This is a genomic window from Gordonia sp. DT219 (assembly GCF_049847065.1).
Lineage (GTDB): Bacteria > Actinomycetota > Actinomycetes > Mycobacteriales > Mycobacteriaceae > Gordonia.
In genome coordinates this window covers 1-16729 of the sequence record NZ_JBNCNR010000012.1, presented here as the reverse complement: position 1 = coordinate 16729, position 16729 = coordinate 1, and the positions used below count along the sequence as shown (strand labels likewise).

Sequence of the window (16729 nt, the reverse complement as noted above, 5' to 3'; positions counted from 1 at the left end):
CTCACGAGGCAACTCCGATCCGGGTACGGACCAGGTCGGCCAGATGGTCGAGAACCTGATCCAAGGTCATGTCACTGGTGTCCACCGTGATCGCGTCGTCGGCCGGCCGCAACGGCGATACCGCACGGGTCGAGTCGAGATGGTCGCGCCGATTCACCGCGGCAAGCACCTCGGCGTTGTCGCTGGGCCGCCCGGCCGCCAGGTTTTGTCGATGCCGCCGCTCGGCCCGGGCTTCGGGCGACGCGGTGAGGAAGATCTTGATCAACGCATCCGGGAACACCACGGTCCCGATATCGCGTCCCTCGACGACGAGCAACTCGGCTTCCGCCTGGCGCCGTTGGAGTGCAACAAGCTTTGCGCGTACCGCTGGTACCGCCGACACGGGAGACACCGCATCGGTGACCTCATCGGTCCGAATCATGCCGCTCACGTCCTCGCCGTCCAGGTAGACCCTCGACGATCCGTTCGCGCCGGGCACCAACCTGATATCCGCGGACGCGACCACCGCGGCAACCGCGTCGGCCTCGGCCGGGTCCACACCGGCGCGCAGCACCGCGAGCGCCGCGGCCCGGTACATCGCCCCGGTGTCGAGGTAGTGCGCACTGATCTTGTGCGCCAAGAGCTTCGAGACACTCGACTTTCCGGTGCCCGCAGGACCATCGATGGCGATCACTCCGCTGCTCACAGTCCCACCGCCTTGTAGAGCGACCCGACCTCGTCGCGGCCGAGAACACGGAGACTGCCGGGTCGCTGATCGCCGAGCGCCACGGTACCGATGTGGGTGCGCACCAGCGCCTGCACCGGGAAGCCGACGGCTTCCATCATCCGTCGCACAATCCGATTTCGTCCTTCGTGCAAGGTGATCCGGACCTGCGATTCCCCCTCGTGGACGCCATTGATGGTGAAGCCGTCGACGGCGACCGGCCCGTCGTCGAGCTCCACGCCGGATCGCAGTGTCCGCACCAATGAGCGGGGCACTTCTCCCCGCAACCACGCCAAGTAGGTCTTTGGCACCTCATAAGACGGGTGCATGAGGCGATGTGCGAGTTCTCCGTCGTTTGTGAGCAGCAGCAAGCCTTCGGTGTCGGCGTCGAGCCGTCCGACATGGAACAGGCGCTGCCCCGACATGACCCGTTCGGCGACGATGTCACCGATGCACGGACGACCCTGGTCGTCGGACATCGTCGACTGCCAGCCCTTCGGCTTGTTCAATGCCAGATACTGCCGGGTCTCGTCGATGATGACCCGGGCCCCGTCGACCCGGATGACCGCCGAGTCGGGATTGATACGCATGCCCTGTTCGGTGACGATCTCGCCGTCGACCTCCACACGTGCGGCCGCGATGAGTTCCTCGGCGCCGCGCCGCGATGCGACACCCGCTTGCGCGAGGACCTTTTGCAGTCGGACACCGTCGGCAACGTAGGTCGCGCCGTGGTCACCGTCATCCGACGACGGTGCCTGATGCCGCGCCGGACGCGCGTTGTTGAGACGGATACGCCCCGCGTCCACGTCGGGCTTTGAACTGCCCTTACGATGCTTCTTCTTGGCGTGCGGTTGCGCGTGCGGCGGCACCGAGCCGGTGCCGGTCTTCTTCCCGGTGGGCTTACCAGCGCCTTTGCCGCCGACCGGCTTGCCGCCCCCAGCGGCGTTCTTCGCGGCGGAATTCCGGCCTGCAGCGCTCTTATCCGTGTGATTTCGGGCCGTGTGGTTCTTGGCCGTCTTGCGTCGTCCCGGTGTGCCATCCCGGCCAGCGGTTGCCATATTTCAGTCCTGATCCTCGAGGTCGTCGCCTCCGAACGGCGATTGACCGTCGGACGCCTCCTCTGAGTTTGCCGGTTTACCCGCGAGTTTGGCGAATCGGGGATCAGAGTTCAACTCCTCGTCGAGGCCATCGATGAGGTCGACATCGGGCAGCAGGGGCGCGAGGTCGGGCAGTTCCGCCAGCGAGGCGAGCCCGAGCCGTTCGAGAAACAACTCGGTGGTGCCGTATGTGGTGGCCGTGGTCTGCGGGTCCGTACCCACCTCGTTGAGGAGTCCGCGGGCGACGAGCGTGCGGATCACCCCGTCGACGTTGACACCGCGGATCGCACTGATCCGGGCCCGCGAGACCGGCTGCCGGTAGGCGATCACGGCCAGCGTTTCCAACGCCGCGCGGGTGAGCTTCGAGCGCGTGCCATCGAGCAAAAGACGTTCGACGTACGGCGCGTAGTCCGCGCGCGTGTAGTAGCGCCAGCCGTCACCGACAAATCGCAGGTCGATACCGCTGCGTCGCGCAGTCAGTTCTGCTGCCATCTCCTCAAGTGCCACCCGCACCCGCGGCACATCCGTGCCGACAGCGTTGGCCAGCTCGTCCGAGGTCACCGGCGCATCGACGACCAGCAGCAGAGCCTCGAGCGCAGAGCGGAGCTCGACGTCGTCGAGGGTGTACTCGGCAACCTCGATACCCTCCGCACGATCCGGCTCCGATGCGCCCTCGTCGGGATCTTCGGGAATGGTCGTGTCCGTCATCTGTAGTCCTCCGCCTTGTCGAAGCTCAGCTCGTTCACGTCGCGTTCGCCCGACCACAGCACCCGCAGATCTCCCAGTGCCTCGGGCTGCGAGAAGGCGATGGCGCGCTCCCGGAACAGATCGAGCAGCGCGAGGAAGCTGCCGACCACCTCCAGCGGATTGGCGCAGTCGGCAACCAACTGACCGAAGGTCAGGCCCTCGTCGGGCACGCTGAGAGCCAGCAACCCGGCCATCCGCTGCGCCTGCGCGGGAACCGACACCTCATGCACGTCGTGCAGATGGTCGAGCCCGATCGTCGGCACCGGGCGCGGGCGCAGAGCCGCTGCCGCGATCTCGGCGAAACGGGCCGGGTCGACGCCCAACGTCACTTCGGGGAGCAGACCGGCGTATCGGTCCTCCAGCGCCACTGCGCGCGGATAACGCTGCAGCGCAGCAGCTTCCAATTCGCCGAACAGAGCCGCCACCTGTTTGTAGGCTCGGTATTGCAACAGTCGCGCGAACAGCAGATCGCGGGCTTCCAGGAGTGCGAGATCCTCCGGGTCGTCCACCTCGCCGGCCGGCAACAGTCGCGCGGCCTTCAGGTCCAGCAGAGTTGCGGCGACCACCAGGAACTCGGTGGTCTGTTCCAGTCCCAGCTCCGGACCCATCTCGCGGGTGTAGGCGATGAAGTCGTCGGTGACCTCGTGCAGCGCCACCTCGGTCACGTCCAGGCGGTGCTGATTGATCAGATTGAGCAACAGATCGAAGGGGCCCTCGAAATTGGTCAGGCGGACCCGGAAACCGGCCTCACGCGCTGTGTCATCAACCTGCGCTGTGTCGTCAACCCGCGCTATGTCATCAACCTGCGCTGTGCCGTCAGCCTGCGTGGCTTCGGCCTCGTCGAGCTCGGTCGATTCGCTCATGCCTGCTTGACGTTGCGCGCGATTACTTCGCGGGCTAGTGCCCGATAAGCCTGCGCCCCAGCAGACTTCGGCGCCCATGAGGTGATCGGCTCCCCGGCGACGGTTGTCTCGGGGAACCGGACGGTGCGGGCGATCACCGTGTCATACACTTTGTCGCCGAACACTTCCACGACGCGCTCCATCACCTCCCGCGAATGCAGGGTCCGCGCGTCGAACATGGTGACCAGGATGCCGCCGACATCCAGGCGGACGTTCAGTCGATCGTGCACTTTCTCGATCGTATCGTTCAGCAGGGCGAGGCCACGGAGACTGAAGTATTCACATTCCATCGGGATCAGCACCGTGTCGGCGCACGCCAAGGCGTTGACGGTCAGCAATCCCAAAGACGGTTGACAGTCGATGAGCACGATGTCGTAGCGATCGAGGATGGGGTGCAATGCCCGCCCGAGCGCGTGTTCGCGACCCACCTCGGTCACCAACTGGATCTCCGCGGCCGAGAGGTCGATGTTGCTGGGCAACAGGTCCAGTCCGTCGACCCGCGTACGCATCAGCACCTCATCGGTCGGTGCGTGCGGCGGCACGAGCAGGTTGTACACGGTGTCTTCGAGTTCGTGATGCGGGACGCCCAGCCCGGCCGACAACGCACCCTGCGGATCGAGGTCGACCAACAACACCCGACGTCCATATTCCGCCAGCGCCGCACCCAGATTGATCGTCGATGTGGTCTTGCCGACGCCGCCCTTCTGGTTGCAGACGGCAATGACTGTCGCCGGTCCGTGTCGATCCAGCTCGGTGGGCTCCGGCACCGGCCGATAGGGACGGCCGGTGGGACCGATCTCGTCATCGGCCGGGGTGGGCGCCGGCCCGGCACGGTATTCGGTCTCGTCGATTTCCGGTGCGCCGGCGACCTCGAGACGGTACTGCTGGTCGTCGAAATGGGCGCCGGGTCGCCGGGTGCTCGAGATGCTCACCGCTGCGCCGCCCCCTTTCTGTCGTCTCCGCCCGGCCGAACTCTGCCCGGACGTCCCTCAAAGACTAGTAGGTCACCACGACGATCCCATGGAGCACCGCCGCAGATCGTGGATCCGGCCGTCAGTGTGCCCGCGGGTGCGCGGTCGCATACACCTCGCGCATCGTGTTCACCGTCACCAAGGTGTACACCTGCGTCGTCGTCACCGACGCGTGCCCCAGCAACTCCTGCACCACGCGGACGTCGGCCCCGCCTTCGAGCAGATGCGTGGCGAAGCTGTGCCGCAGCGTATGCGGCGACACCGCGGTGTCCAGACCGGCACGCTGCGCCGCCGACGCCAGCACCTGCCACGCTCCCTGACGGGTCAGCCGCCCACCGCGCGCATTGAGAAACAGCGCTGCGGTGGCGCGACTCACAAGGGTCGGCCGTCCGCGCACCAGATATGCCTCGAGCGCGTCTATCGCAGGCCCACCAACGGGGACGATACGTTCCTTGCCGCCTTTGCCACGCAACCGAACCGCGCGGATCTCGGTGTCGACATCGTCGACGTCGAGCCCCGTCGCCTCCGAGATTCGAGCCCCACAGCTGTAGAGCAACTCCAGCAGCGCCCGGTCCCGGAGCGCACGCGGATGATCCGGCGCGCCCGACGCGTCCAGGATGCGCACCACGTCCGCCACCGGTAGCGCCTTCGGCAGGCGTCGGGCCGGGCTCGGTGGCCGCACCGTATGTGCGACGTCTTCGGCGACCAAGCCCTCGGCAGCGGCGAACTTGTGAAACCCTCTGGTGGCCACCAAGGTTCGGGCCACCGAGCTATCGGCCAACCCTCGCACGCCCGTCTGTTCATCACCACGCCGCAACGTCACCAGGAATTCGCGGACGTCGGCCTCGGATACCTCCGCGAGTTCCTCGATCCGGCGATCGTGCAGGTACCGCTGGTAACGGTGGAGGTCACGCCCGTAGGACGCGAGTGTGTTGGCGGCCACCCCGCGCTCGACGGTCAGGTGATCGAGGTATCGGGTGATCGCAGCATCGATGCCCAATCGCTCGCCCACTCCCGACCTCCTCACCCGCGTATCCCGCATGGTCCATGAAGCGCCTGCAGCATTCACGAAGCGTCGTTACGTTCGCACCGCGTCGTTACGTTCGCACCGCGCCTTTACGTCGACGGCGCGCCTTTACGTTGACGCAGCGCCGTAGGCTCGTCGCGCCACGCGACGTCGACCGCCCGCAGCTCGACCTCCCCCAGATCGGCCGCCACGATCGCCAGGATCCCGGCGACACTGGTCGCGTTCACGATGTCGCCGGCGAACACTTTTCGCAGTGCGTCGGCCGTCGGCACCCACTCGATCGTCATGTCGGCCTCTTCGTCGCTGCGCTCGCCGGCATGCACCGCGTGCAGCCCCTCGGCGAGGTAGACGCGTAAGGCCTCGTCGGTGAATCCCGGAGACGACGCGAGGTCCACCAGTAGCCGCCAGCGGTCGGCGGACAGATCCGCCTCCTCGGCCAGCTCGCGTCGCGCCGCATCGACCGGCGACTCTCCGCCCTGATCGAGCAATCCCGCGGGCAGTTCGAGCAGCCGACGACCGAGCGGGTGCCGGTACTGACGCACCATCGCGATCCGGCCCTCGTCGTCGCGCGCCACCATGGCGACCGCGCCGAAATGTTCGACGACCTCGCGCTCGGCGACGCGTCCACCGGGCATCGCGACCTCGTCCACCCGCAATGCGAGGATCGCACCCTCGTACACGGTGTGCGACCCACGCACCTCGAAATCGTGGGTTCCGGAGCCGTGCGAAGAGGTGCCGGTCACTCTCGTCCACCTGCTGCGTCGGCGATCCCGGCCGTGGCGATCGTGGCTTCGTCGGCCGTGGTCTTCTCGGCACTGGCCCCATCGCCGCCGCCCTCGTCGGCGGTGGCGGCGTCGTACTCGCCCAGATCGACCGGAAGACGTTCGGCCGCCTTGTACTTCAGCGCCGCATCGATGAAGGCCCGGAAGAGCGGGTGTGGCCGGGTCGGCCGGCTCTTCAGCTCGGGGTGTGCCTGAGTGGCCACCAGGAACGGATGAACCTCTGCCGGATACTCCACGAACTCGACCAGGTGGCCGTCGGGAGATGTCCCGGAGAAGACCAACCCGGACTCGGCGATCTTGTCGCGGTAGGAGTTGTTCACCTCGTAGCGGTGACGGTGGCGTTCGGACACCTGCGTGGTGCCGTAGGCCTTCGCCACCACCGACCCGTCCCTGAGTGTCGCCGGATATGCACCGAGACGCATCGTGCCGCCGAGATCGGCCTCCCCGGCGACCGCCTCGTACTGGTCGGCCATCGTGGAGATCACCGGATGCGGTGTGCCGGGATCGAATTCATCGGAGCTCGCCTCCGCCAGCCCGACCGAACGCGCGGCCTCGATGACGATGCACTGCAAGCCGAGACACAGACCGAGCAATGGGATACCGCGGCGCCGCGCATACGCGATCGCGCCGACCTTCCCCTCGATCCCGCGAATGCCGAATCCGCCGGGGATGAGCACGCCGTCGACGTCGCCGAGCACTGTCTGAGCACCCGCGGGGGTCGCACACTCATCCGATGGCACCCACTTGATCTCGGTACGAGCCCGCCAGGCGAAACCGCCCGCCCGGATCGCCTCGGTCACCGACAGGTATGCATCGGGCAGATCCACATACTTACCCACCAACGCGATTCGCACGGTCTCGCGCGGCTCGTGGACCCGGTTGAGCAGCTCACCCCACTCGGTCCAATCGACGTCCCGGAACGGCAGGCCGAGCTTGCGCACGACGTACGCGTCGAGTTGCTCGCTGTGCAGCACCTTGGGGATGTCGTAGATCGACGGGGCGTCCGGCGTCGAGATCACGCCCTCGATGTCGACGTCGCACATCAGTGCGATCTTCTTCTTGAGCCCCTCCGGGACATCTCGGTCGCAACGAAGGATGAGCGCGTCGGGCTGAATACCGACGCTGCGCAGCGCAGACACCGAATGCTGGGTCGGCTTGGTCTTGAGCTCACCGGACGGCGCCAGATACGGCACCAACGACACGTGCAGGAAAAACACGTTGTCGCGGCCGACGTCATGCCGGATCTGCCTGGCGGCCTCGATGAACGGCAACGATTCGATGTCGCCGACGGTGCCACCGATCTCGGTGATCACCACATCGGGTGCCTCGCCGTCGTCACCGGGCTCGCGCATCGCGAGCACCCGGGACTTGAGTTCGTCGGTGATGTGCGGGATCACCTGCACTGTCTCCCCGAGGTACTCGCCGCGGCGCTCCTTGGCGATGACGCTCGAATACACCTGTCCGGTCGTCACATTCGCCGATTGCGACAGATTCCGATCGAGGAAACGCTCGTAGTGCCCGACGTCGAGATCTGTCTCGGCACCGTCTTCGGTGACGAACACCTCGCCGTGTTGGAACGGGTTCATCGTCCCGGGGTCCACGTTGAGATATGGATCGAGCTTCTGCATGGTCACCCGCAGACCGCGGGCGGTAAGCAGCTGACCGAGGCTCGAGGCGGTCAGGCCCTTTCCGAGTGACGAGGCGACTCCGCCGGTCACGAAAATATGTTTGGTGCCCGTATGAACGCGCAATGGTCGCAAAAGCGTCTCTCCCGTCGGCCGGATCAGGCCCTCAAAAGCCTGCTCACCTACGGGACTCCAGGGTAACACCACAGCTGCGATCTGCCTGCCGCGACACCGCAGACCGGTGTCGCGGCAGTGTCGCGTCGGCCACTTTTCCGGCGATCAGGACGGCGTCCGGGCGGGCGCGGGCTGCGCCCCGACAGTGATCGCCGTGGCTCCGGCGCCGGTACCGTACGAGCCGGAGCGCCCCTGTGTCTCCTCGCCGAGCGCCAGGATCGTGGTGATGAGACCGGTCTGCTGGTCGATGTTGTCGACCGTCGAGACCGCATTGCGCAGCGCGGGATCCGAACGCACCACGGCGATCGGTGAGCCCCCGGTCGCCGACCCGCTGCGACCCACGAGCGCCCCGCCCTGTGCACGGGCCGCCATCGCCGCCGTCAGTCGCGCGGTCAGTTGGCCTTGGGCGCCCGCATTCTCACTGAGCGCGTCGCCGGAGACGAACAACACCAGATCGGCCGGACGGATGGCGTTGTCGGCGTACGTGAGGAAGCCCCCGTCTCGCAACGTCTGCAGGCCGGTCTGGCTGTCCGATGCCGCCGCGGCCGGCTGGTTGCTCCGGTGCAGCAGCAGGGTTCCCAGCAGATCACCGACGCGCGACCCGGAGTCGGTCAGCTCCGCGCGCAGGGTGGCGCCCGGTGGGATCGTCTGGTCCACGATCGTGCGCACCTGTTCGGCGTTGTCGTCACGCACCAGCTTGTCGGTGAGGCCGAGCTGGCCGCCGAAGGTCGCGCCGGCAGTCGAGAGCGCCTCCTTCGCCGAGTCGACGTCGGAGTCGGCGGCGTTGGGCAGCGTCACCACCAGGACGGAGTGCCCCTTGAGCCGATCGGCCATGATCCGGGGCGCGATGGCCGCATCGAAACCGGAGGCGGCATTGACCTGGGCGTTGAGTTCATCTCGCTGCTGCTCCAGATCCCCCACCCGATCACGGCTTGTTCCGGTCAGGGAATTGACGCGGTCGCCGACGAAACCCGAGCCGAGGAACAAGCCCAGCGCGAGGGCCAGGAACACCGCCACCAGCGAGATGGCGTGCTGGCGAAGTGAAATCATGCTCTACCTGTTCCAAACTCCCTGCACCCATTGGAATAGCTGATTCCATTGGGCGACAATCCAATCGGCGACCTCGGGACCGGCGTTCGACAACATCACCGCGGCAATGGCCGCGACCAGTGCAGCCAGGACGACGCAGGCGATGGCCGCGCCCGACACCCGGCTGCGGTAGAGCGTCGCCACCGCCTTGGCGTCGACAAGCTTGGGCCCGACCTTCAAGCGGGTGAGAAATGTCGACGGGGTGGATTCACGACGCGACCGGTCGAAGAAGTCGTCGAGCGACCCGCCGTAGCCTGCCGTGACGATGAGATCGGCACCGTGAAAGTCGGTGAGCAGCAACGCCAGATCGGCCGCGGTACCAGCAGCGGGAAAAGTGGTCGCACCGATACCGAGATCCTGGATGCGTTCGAGCCCGGACGCGTGGCCGTCGGTATCGGCGGGCAACACGATCTGCGCGCCACACCGGAGTGTGGCCGCCTTCATCTCGTCGGGATCACCGACGACGATCGCGGGCTTGTAGCCGGCCTTGACCAGCGTGTCGGCGCCGGCCCCCACGCCGACCAGTACGGGTGAATATTCCTTGATGAACGGCTTGAGCGCACGCAGTTCGGTTCCGCGGTCGGGACCGTCGGCGACCACCACGACATGTTTGCCGGCCAGCGACACATCCACATCTGGCACACCGACACCGTCGATGAGCAACGGCGACTCACTGCGAATGAACTCGATCGTGTTGCCCGAGAATGCTTCCAGGTGATCGACGAGTCCGGTCTTCGCATCGATCATCATGCCGGCGATGTCGTGCTCCTCGAGCGTGGTGCCTCGCGCCAGACGCCGCTCACCGACCATCAGGCGGTCGTCGTGCACCCGAAGTTTGGCGCCGTCCTTGACCCGCTTGAAGACCTCGGAACCCACTTCGTCGAGCAGGACGATCCCCGAGGCGACGAGCACCTCGGGCCCCAGATTGGGGTAGCGGCCACTGATCGAGCGCGAGGCGTTGACCACGGCGACGACGTTCGCCTCCACGAGCGCGTCGGCCGTCACCCGATCCAGGTCGACCTCATCGAGGATTGCGATGTCGCCGGGCCCCACGCGTTCGAGGAGCCGCTTGGTGTTCTTGTCGATTCTGGCGATCCCAATGACGCCAGGCAGTTCTTCGGTCGTACGCGCGAGCAGTGCAGGCATCTTCATGACCGCCATGATTGACCGCACCGTGCCCGAACTTCGGGAGGCGCGCCGCAACAGTGGCAACTTTTGTCACACAAGCATCAAGGGCATCGACGGTATCAGGAGTCTCCTTCTGCCTCTGCAGTAGTCAGCAGTTCTTCGGCGTGTGCCTTGCCGGTGTCGGATTCACCGAGGCCCGCCAGCATGCGGGCGAGTTCGGCGACACGCTCGGCCCGGTCGAGTGCGCGCACCGTGCTGGTCTGCGCGGCGCCCTTTCCGGAGCTCTTTCCGATGACGAGGTGATTGTCGGCGAATGCGGCGACCTGCGGAAGGTGCGTGACGACGATGACCTGATGGGCGCGCGCCAACCGGGCCAGACGACGCCCGATCTCGACCGCGGCGCGGCCACCGACACCGGCGTCGACCTCGTCGAAGACCATGACCGAGCCCGAGGTCGGTTCCGCCAGAACCACTTCCAGGGCGAGCATGACGCGCGACAGTTCGCCACCAGACGCCGACGTGGCAATGGGCAGCGGGCGCGACCCCTTGTGCGGTACGAGGGCGAATTCGACCCGGTCGGCCCCGTCGGTGCCGGCGTGGGTGCGGTGACCGCCGATCTCGATGGCGAGGCGGTCATCACCATCGGCGGCTTCGAGACCGACCTCGACGGTGAGCGTCGAGTCCCCCATGGCCAGTCCGGCGAGTTCCCTGGACACCTTCGTGCCCATCGTCGTGGCGGCCTTGACCCGGATGCCGTGGAGTGTCGTCGCTGCTGCCGATACGGCGCCGGCGGCTTCGGTGGCCCGCCGTTGCAGCTCGTCGATGCTGCCCTGCGGGTCGTGGATCTGGCTCAGCCGCGCCTCGGCGCGGACCCGCCACTCGATCACGCCGTCGATGTCTGGTGCGTACTTGCGCACCAAGGTCTTCAACTCGGCCTGGCGGGTCAGCAGTTGGTCGAGTGAGTTGGCATCGGGCGGCAGCGTCGAGAGGTAGGAGGTCAGTTCGTCGCCGATGTCGGTGACGACGGTGAGTGCCTCCCCGACGCGCCCGGCCAGACGCTTCAGCTCATCGTCGGCTGCGGTCTCGAGCAGCGTTCGCACCTGGCCGAGCCGCTCGACCACCGACTCCGACTCACCCGCCACGATCTCGTGCGACCCGGCGGCCGCCGACCGGATGGACTCGAGGTCGGTGAGCCGCCGAATCGTCTCGGCGAGTTGATCGTCTTCGCCGGCCTGTGGGTCGACCGCCACGATCTCGTCGATACCGAACCGCAGACGATCGGCTTCCTGCGCGAGGCCTCGGGAGTTCGCACGGAGTTCATCGAGTTCGTCGAGCGATGCGACCCATTCGCTCCGGGCGGCACGGTAGGCGGTCAGCGCTTTCTGCGCCCGCGCGCCGGCGAAGGTGTCGAGCGCTCCACGCTGATGGTCGGGCCGCAACAGGCGCAATTGATCGTTCTGACCGTGCACCGTGAGCACCGAGCTCACCAACTTGCCCAGCGCGCCGACGGGAACCGACCGCCCGCCCAGGTGCGCACGGGAACGTCCATCGGCATTGACGGTACGGATCGCGATGACGGTGCCGTCGTCGTCGAGTTCGGCCCCGGTGGACTCCAGGATGTCGGCGACGTCACCGACCGCTGCGCCCTCGGGGTCAGCGACCCGAAAGCGCCCCTCGACGGTCGCCTTGCTGCTCCCCGAACGCACTCGCCCGGCATCGGCACGCCCGCCGGCCAATAGCCGCAGGCTGGTGACGATCATCGTCTTGCCTGCACCGGTCTCACCGGTGAGTGCGGTGAATCCGGGCGGGAACCCCGCCGACGCACCGTCTATGACGCCGAGGCCGGAAATGGACAGTTCTTCGAGCACGGCTAGGTCTGCCTCCCCCGCCAGCCTGTGACCGGCAGATCGAATTTACGCACCAGCCGGTCGGCGAACGGGTCCGAATCGATCCGGACCCACTGCACCGACCGGTCGCTGCGCACCACCTCCACCCGGGCCCCGGCGGGGACCTCCAGACGTCGGCGCCCGTCACATAGCGCGAATCCGGATCGCCCCAGTTTGTCGACCTCGACGGCGACCCGCGACCGCGGACTGGTGACCATGGGACGCGCGAACAGGGCATGGGCGTTGCTGGGCACCACCAGAATCGCTTCCAGGTCCGGCCACATCACCGGGCCGCCGGCGGAGAACGCGTACGCGGTCGAGCCGGTCGGGGTGGACACCAGAACACCATCGGCCCCGAATGCCGACACCGGCCGTCCATCGACCTCGGTGATGAGCTCGAGGACCCCGGTGCTGGTCCGATTGAGGATGGCGACCTCGTTGAGCGCCCAACTGGTCTGCGCCCCATCGGGATCGGCCGGATCGAGGACCGACACGTCGAGCGTCATCCGATGCTCGACGCGATAGTCGCGCCTGATGAGTTGACGCATCACCTGGTCGACGCGATTGGCCTCTCCCTCGGCGAGGAACCCGATGTGACCCAGGTTGATCCCGAGTACCGGGACACCGGCGGGATAGGCGAGTTCGGCCGCACGCAGGAAGGTTCCGTCACCGCCGAGAACGATGACGATCTCGCAGCCCTCCGCGGAATCCGGTTCTCCCGCGGTGACCTGCACCCGCGCCCCGAGCTCCCGCAGATGGTCGGGGTCGAGCGGATTACGATCGGGCGGCCGGGGAATCGGCCCGGTCTCGACCACCGATTGCGGATAGGCGCGCGCCTCGCTGGCCCGGTCGGGGTCGACGCGCGTGTCGTGGTCGACCACCCGCAACGCAACGCCACCCTCGGCGCAATGGCGGGCGATGGCGGTGATGGTGTTGGTGACGGTCTCGCGGCCGGTATGGGCCACCACCAGGAACTCGCGGTGCGAGCCGGGCCCAGCCGGGCCGGACCCACCGGCCGGTTCCGGCCCATCGCCGGTATTGCCCGAGCCCGTGACCGATGCATTGCCCACCTGGTCTCCTTTCGTTCTCCACACGCGAGGACACTCAGCGCGGGCCGTCGTCGACGGCCTGCCTGATCATCCGAATGGTGTCCGGGTCGACATCGCGACCCGGAGCATCCCCCTCGGGGGCATCGTGCGCGGGATCCTCATCGACGACACGCACCGCGCCCTCTGCATGCGGGCCGTCTCGGTTACCGACCCTATCGTCCGGCAACGGCATAGCGCCGAATGGCCGCTGAAGCCAGAGGAAATACTCCACATTTCCCGACGGACCCGGCAGTGGGCTCGCCGTGACGGCACGGGTGGACAAACCCAGGCGGGCGGCCTGGGCTGCCACCTTGGCGACCGCCTCCACGCGCAGCTCTGGGTCACGAACCACACCGCCGGCACCCACCCGGTCCTTGCCGACCTCGAATTGCGGCTTGACCATCGGCACCATGTCGGCGCCGGGTCGGGAACAGGCCACGAACGCGGGCAGTACCAACGGCAGCGAGATGAACGACAGGTCCGCGACGATCAGGTCCACCGGTCCACCGATCGATGCTGCGGTCAGGTGCCGCACGTTGGTCCGGTCGTGGATATCGACGCGATCGTCGTTCTGCAGACGCCAGATCAGCTGTCCGTAACCGACATCGACCGCGACCACCTCGCGCGCTTCACGGCGAAGTAAGACATCGGTGAATCCACCCGTCGACGCTCCGGCGTCGAGACACCGCCTACCGACGACCGTCAGACCCTGCGGCTCAAAGGCCTCCAAGGCCCCCAGCAACTTGTGCGCCCCGCGCGAGGCCCAGTCGTCACGCTCTTCGTCGATGACGACAAGCGGGGTGTCGCGCCCGACGTTCGTCGCCGGCTTGGTCGCGACGGTGCCGTTGATCTTGACTGCACCGCGCTCGACGAGTTCGCGCGCCTGCTCGCGTGATCGCGCGAGCCCGCGACGCACGAGCTCGGCATCGAGACGTGCACGGGCGGCCACTCAGTCACACCTCACAATCGCGCACCACGGTTGCATCGGATCGTGCTCATATCTCATCAGGCTCGGCACTCACCGGCGGTCGACGTCGGACAAGGCCGAGGTCAGCACCTCGTGAGCTTGCTCGAGAAGTTCGGACTGTCGCGCGAGTGCCACCAAATCGGTTGTCTCACCGGCCTGCTCGCGTATCTCATCGACTTGGCCAAGGAGCTGGCGCACCCGGCTACCGACCGACTCGGCCAGCCCTGGATCGGTGGTGTCGAGGTGCTCGGTGTCGGAGCGCGCACCAGGCATCATCTGCGGTGTCGGCCCCGCGGGGCGCGCGGGATCGGGACCGTGCGGTGACGTCGACATCGGTGGTGTCATCCGTGCCTCTCCTTCATTGTCCGATCAGACCGAAGCTCTCGAGCGCCACGCGCGTTTGCGGATCGTCGGAATCGACGACCATCTCGGTGAGATCGATCTCCTCGGCATCGGCCAACGCCCACACGCACGCGGCAAGCGCCGGGAGCAGGCTGAGCGTGGCGGGCGGATCGGCGACCGGCGATATCGTCAACGCGTTGCCCGCCTGCTCGAAGTGCCAGTCATCACTGGGGACCGCACGGAGCAGCCCGGCCGGTTCGAGAACACCCGACAGGTCCCCCGACACATAGGTCGGGCGCTGCTCGGGCGGCGCACCGAGGAGATCCGACGCAGTGCTCACCCCACTGAGGACCAGCAGACTGTCCAGACCCACCGAATGTGCGCCTTGGATATCGGTGTCGAGGCGGTCTCCGACGACCAGTGGCGTGTCGGCACCGCTGCGCTTGATCGCATCGGCCATCAGCGGAGCCGCCGGCTTCCCCGCGACCAAGGGCTCTTGTCCGGTCGCATGCGCCACCGCGGCGACCAGCGAGCCGTTCCCGACGACCAGTCCCCGTTCCGAGGGCAGCGTTGCGTCGACGTTCGTGGCCACCCAGAGTGCGCCCGCGCGAATCGCCAGCGCCGCCTCGGACAAACTCTCCCAGGACGTATCCGGGGAGAAGCCCTGGATCACGGCGAGCGGCCGGTCGTCGGCGCTACGTGTCACCGCAATGCCCACCTCTCGCACTTCCTGCGCAAGTCCCTCGGTACCGAGGACCAACGCGCGCGAACCCGGCTCCAGATGCTCGGACAGCAGCCGGGCAGCCGACTGCGCGCTCGTCACCACCTGCTCCGGCGACACGGAAAACCCCATCGACGTCAGGTGCTCGGCCACCGCCTCGGGACGGCGGCTGGCGTTGTTGGTCACGAAGATCGTGGGCACCTGGAGAGATTCGAGCGTTTCCGGCGCGCCGGGGACCGGGCTGTGCCCGGCGAACACCGTGCCGTCGAGATCGAGAAGCAAGGCGTCATAGGCAGCCGCGAGGGACGACGACGCCGCACCTCCACTGGGCGCATCATCAGCAACGACAGCCGGTGGCGAAACCCGGGCAGCCGGCGCCTGTTTCTGTTCGCCCGTGCGCTCCGATGCGTCCGCCACGGACGGTGCGGAAGTCTCGACACTTGTGGAGTCCTGGGCCGGCACATCGTGGACTTGGTGCGCGGGCGCGGGCGCTTCGGTGCCGGAGTCTTCGACGGTCGCCGTGACGTCACCGGGCTCGGACTCGCCCACCGAGATCTCCATCAGACGGAACTCGGCGTCGGTGGCATCTTCGGTGTCGGCCGCAGACGCGTTCATGAACCAAGTCATCGCATCATCGAGTTGCCCGGCCGCCTCTAGTGCCGACGCATAGGCGTAGAAGAGCCTCGCCGCCGCGGTACCGGTACGTCCGGGCCGCAGATCCTCGAACTGCAGTGTCACCAGGGCCTTCTGGGGCTCGCCGAGGTCCAGTCGCGCGCCGGCTTCGACGATGCGCATCTCGGTGGCCTCATCGTCGCGCAACGCGCGCCCTTCCTCGCTGCGCGCGATCTCGATCGCGCGCTCGGGGCGCCCGAGTCCGCGTTCGGCATCGGCGATGAGTGGCAACAGTGCCGAGCTGCCGGTGATCCGGCGCGCTGCCCTGAGCTCAGAAATCGCCTCTTGCCATTCCCCCGCGTTGTAGGCGGCGACACCGGCCGTCTCGCGCACCACGCCCACACGTGCGGCCCGGCGACGCGCCGCGCGAGCATGCGCGAGAGCCAGTTCTGCATCCTCATAGAGCAGCTCGGCGACCATCACCAGATGCCGTGCCACTCGTTCGGCAGTGGCCTTCTCAAGTGAGAGCAGATCGCGACGGGTATCGGGATCGAGGTCTGATGCAGCTACATCGTCGGGCAACGCCGGATCCGGCGGTCCGTCGGCATTCGGACGGCCCGACGCCTGCTGCGGACGGCCCGCACGATCCTGCCGGCCCGGACGCTGCGGGCCGCGGCCGCGGCTACGGTCACGGTCACGGTCATTCATGGTTGCCAATCTATGCCCTCGATGCCTTGTCGGCCGACTCACCCCCAAGGAAGCACCCCTCATGCTCGGAACCATCCTCGTAGCGCAGAAATGCCCCGCAACCTGCTGGTTGCGGGGCATTTCTGTGAAGTGTTGTTCGGCGGTGTCCTACTCTCCCACA

General features: G+C 67.1%; 15 protein-coding genes. All 15 read right to left on the bottom strand.

Annotated elements, in window-relative coordinates; translation table 11 throughout:
- Nucleotide 1: 1 nt before the first annotated feature.
- Nucleotides 2-685 carry a (d)CMP kinase gene (cmk, locus tag ACPXB3_RS14800; RefSeq protein WP_425728156.1) on the bottom strand — a complete coding sequence of 228 codons (684 nt, stop codon included), beginning with the start codon at nt 683-685 and terminating at the stop codon, nt 2-4.
- Nucleotides 682-1761 carry a pseudouridine synthase gene (locus ACPXB3_RS14795; RefSeq protein WP_425702351.1) on the bottom strand — a complete coding sequence of 360 codons (1080 nt, stop codon included), beginning with the start codon at nt 1759-1761 and terminating at the stop codon, nt 682-684. Before ACPXB3_RS14795 ends, cmk begins: the two co-directional genes overlap by 4 nt.
- Before the next feature lie 3 nt (nt 1762-1764).
- A complete protein-coding gene (gene scpB, locus ACPXB3_RS14790) occupies nt 1765-2508 on the bottom strand; it encodes an SMC-Scp complex subunit ScpB (RefSeq protein WP_425728154.1) in 744 nt (247 codons plus the stop codon).
- Nucleotides 2505-3488, bottom strand: coding sequence for a segregation and condensation protein A (locus tag ACPXB3_RS14785; RefSeq protein WP_425728152.1), 984 nt, complete (start codon nt 3486-3488; stop codon nt 2505-2507). The genes scpB and ACPXB3_RS14785 overlap by 4 nt, the downstream gene beginning before the upstream one ends.
- The gene (locus tag ACPXB3_RS14780; protein WP_425702347.1) at nt 3407-4381 is read right to left on the bottom strand and encodes a ParA family protein; all 975 of its coding nucleotides are present in this window, start codon (nt 4379-4381) and stop codon (nt 3407-3409) included. The genes ACPXB3_RS14785 and ACPXB3_RS14780 overlap by 82 nt, the downstream gene beginning before the upstream one ends.
- A gap of 121 nt (nt 4382-4502) precedes the next feature.
- Nucleotides 4503-5462: a site-specific tyrosine recombinase XerD gene (gene xerD / locus ACPXB3_RS14775; RefSeq protein ID WP_425702345.1), complete on the bottom strand. Its 960-nt coding sequence runs from the start codon at nt 5460-5462 to the stop codon at nt 4503-4505.
- Nucleotides 5463-5536: 74 nt separating this feature from the next.
- Nucleotides 5537-6190, bottom strand: a complete 654-nt coding sequence (locus ACPXB3_RS14770; protein WP_425702344.1) for an NUDIX domain-containing protein — start codon at nt 6188-6190, stop codon at nt 5537-5539.
- Complete coding sequence (locus ACPXB3_RS14765) at nt 6187-7989, bottom strand: CTP synthase (RefSeq protein ID WP_425702342.1); 1803 nt, start codon at nt 7987-7989, stop codon at nt 6187-6189. Before ACPXB3_RS14765 ends, ACPXB3_RS14770 begins: the two co-directional genes overlap by 4 nt.
- Before the next feature lie 144 nt (nt 7990-8133).
- Nucleotides 8134-9078, bottom strand: a complete 945-nt coding sequence (locus ACPXB3_RS14760) for a copper transporter (protein ID WP_425728150.1) — start codon at nt 9076-9078, stop codon at nt 8134-8136.
- Nucleotides 9079-9081: 3 nt separating this feature from the next.
- Nucleotides 9082-10269: a putative cytokinetic ring protein SteA gene (gene steA, locus ACPXB3_RS14755; RefSeq protein WP_425728148.1), complete on the bottom strand. Its 1188-nt coding sequence runs from the start codon at nt 10267-10269 to the stop codon at nt 9082-9084.
- Nucleotides 10270-10364: 95 nt separating this feature from the next.
- The gene (gene recN / locus ACPXB3_RS14750) at nt 10365-12113 is read right to left on the bottom strand and encodes a DNA repair protein RecN (RefSeq protein ID WP_425728146.1); all 1749 of its coding nucleotides are present in this window, start codon (nt 12111-12113) and stop codon (nt 10365-10367) included.
- Nucleotides 12114-12115: 2 nt separating this feature from the next.
- Complete coding sequence (locus ACPXB3_RS14745; protein ID WP_425702336.1) at nt 12116-13201, bottom strand: NAD kinase; 1086 nt, start codon at nt 13199-13201, stop codon at nt 12116-12118.
- 34 nt (nt 13202-13235) lie between these two features.
- Complete coding sequence (locus ACPXB3_RS14740; protein ID WP_425702334.1) at nt 13236-14168, bottom strand: TlyA family RNA methyltransferase; 933 nt, start codon at nt 14166-14168, stop codon at nt 13236-13238.
- Nucleotides 14169-14237: 69 nt separating this feature from the next.
- The gene (locus tag ACPXB3_RS14735) at nt 14238-14531 is read right to left on the bottom strand and encodes a hypothetical protein (protein WP_425702332.1); all 294 of its coding nucleotides are present in this window, start codon (nt 14529-14531) and stop codon (nt 14238-14240) included.
- A 13-nt stretch (nt 14532-14544) separates the two neighbouring features.
- Complete coding sequence (locus ACPXB3_RS14730) at nt 14545-16569, bottom strand: HAD-IIA family hydrolase (RefSeq protein WP_425728144.1); 2025 nt, start codon at nt 16567-16569, stop codon at nt 14545-14547.
- Nucleotides 16570-16729 lie beyond the last annotated feature (160 nt).

Coding starts and splice junctions, on each gene's coding strand:
- xerD (WP_425702345.1), bottom strand. CDS start 5,462: ATGCGGGATACGCGGGTGAGGAGGTCGGGAGTGGGCGAGCGATTGGGC.
- ACPXB3_RS14785 (WP_425728152.1), bottom strand. CDS start 3,488: ATGGGCGCCGAAGTCTGCTGGGGCGCAGGCTTATCGGGCACTAGCCCG.
- ACPXB3_RS14795 (WP_425702351.1), bottom strand. CDS start 1,761: ATGGCAACCGCTGGCCGGGATGGCACACCGGGACGACGCAAGACGGCC.
- ACPXB3_RS14760 (WP_425728150.1), bottom strand. CDS start 9,078: ATGATTTCACTTCGCCAGCACGCCATCTCGCTGGTGGCGGTGTTCCTG.
- scpB (WP_425728154.1), bottom strand. CDS start 2,508: ATGACGGACACGACCATTCCCGAAGATCCCGACGAGGGCGCATCGGAG.
- steA (WP_425728148.1), bottom strand. CDS start 10,269: ATGAAGATGCCTGCACTGCTCGCGCGTACGACCGAAGAACTGCCTGGC.
- ACPXB3_RS14735 (WP_425702332.1), bottom strand. CDS start 14,531: ATGACACCACCGATGTCGACGTCACCGCACGGTCCCGATCCCGCGCGC.
- ACPXB3_RS14730 (WP_425728144.1), bottom strand. CDS start 16,569: ATGAATGACCGTGACCGTGACCGTAGCCGCGGCCGCGGCCCGCAGCGT.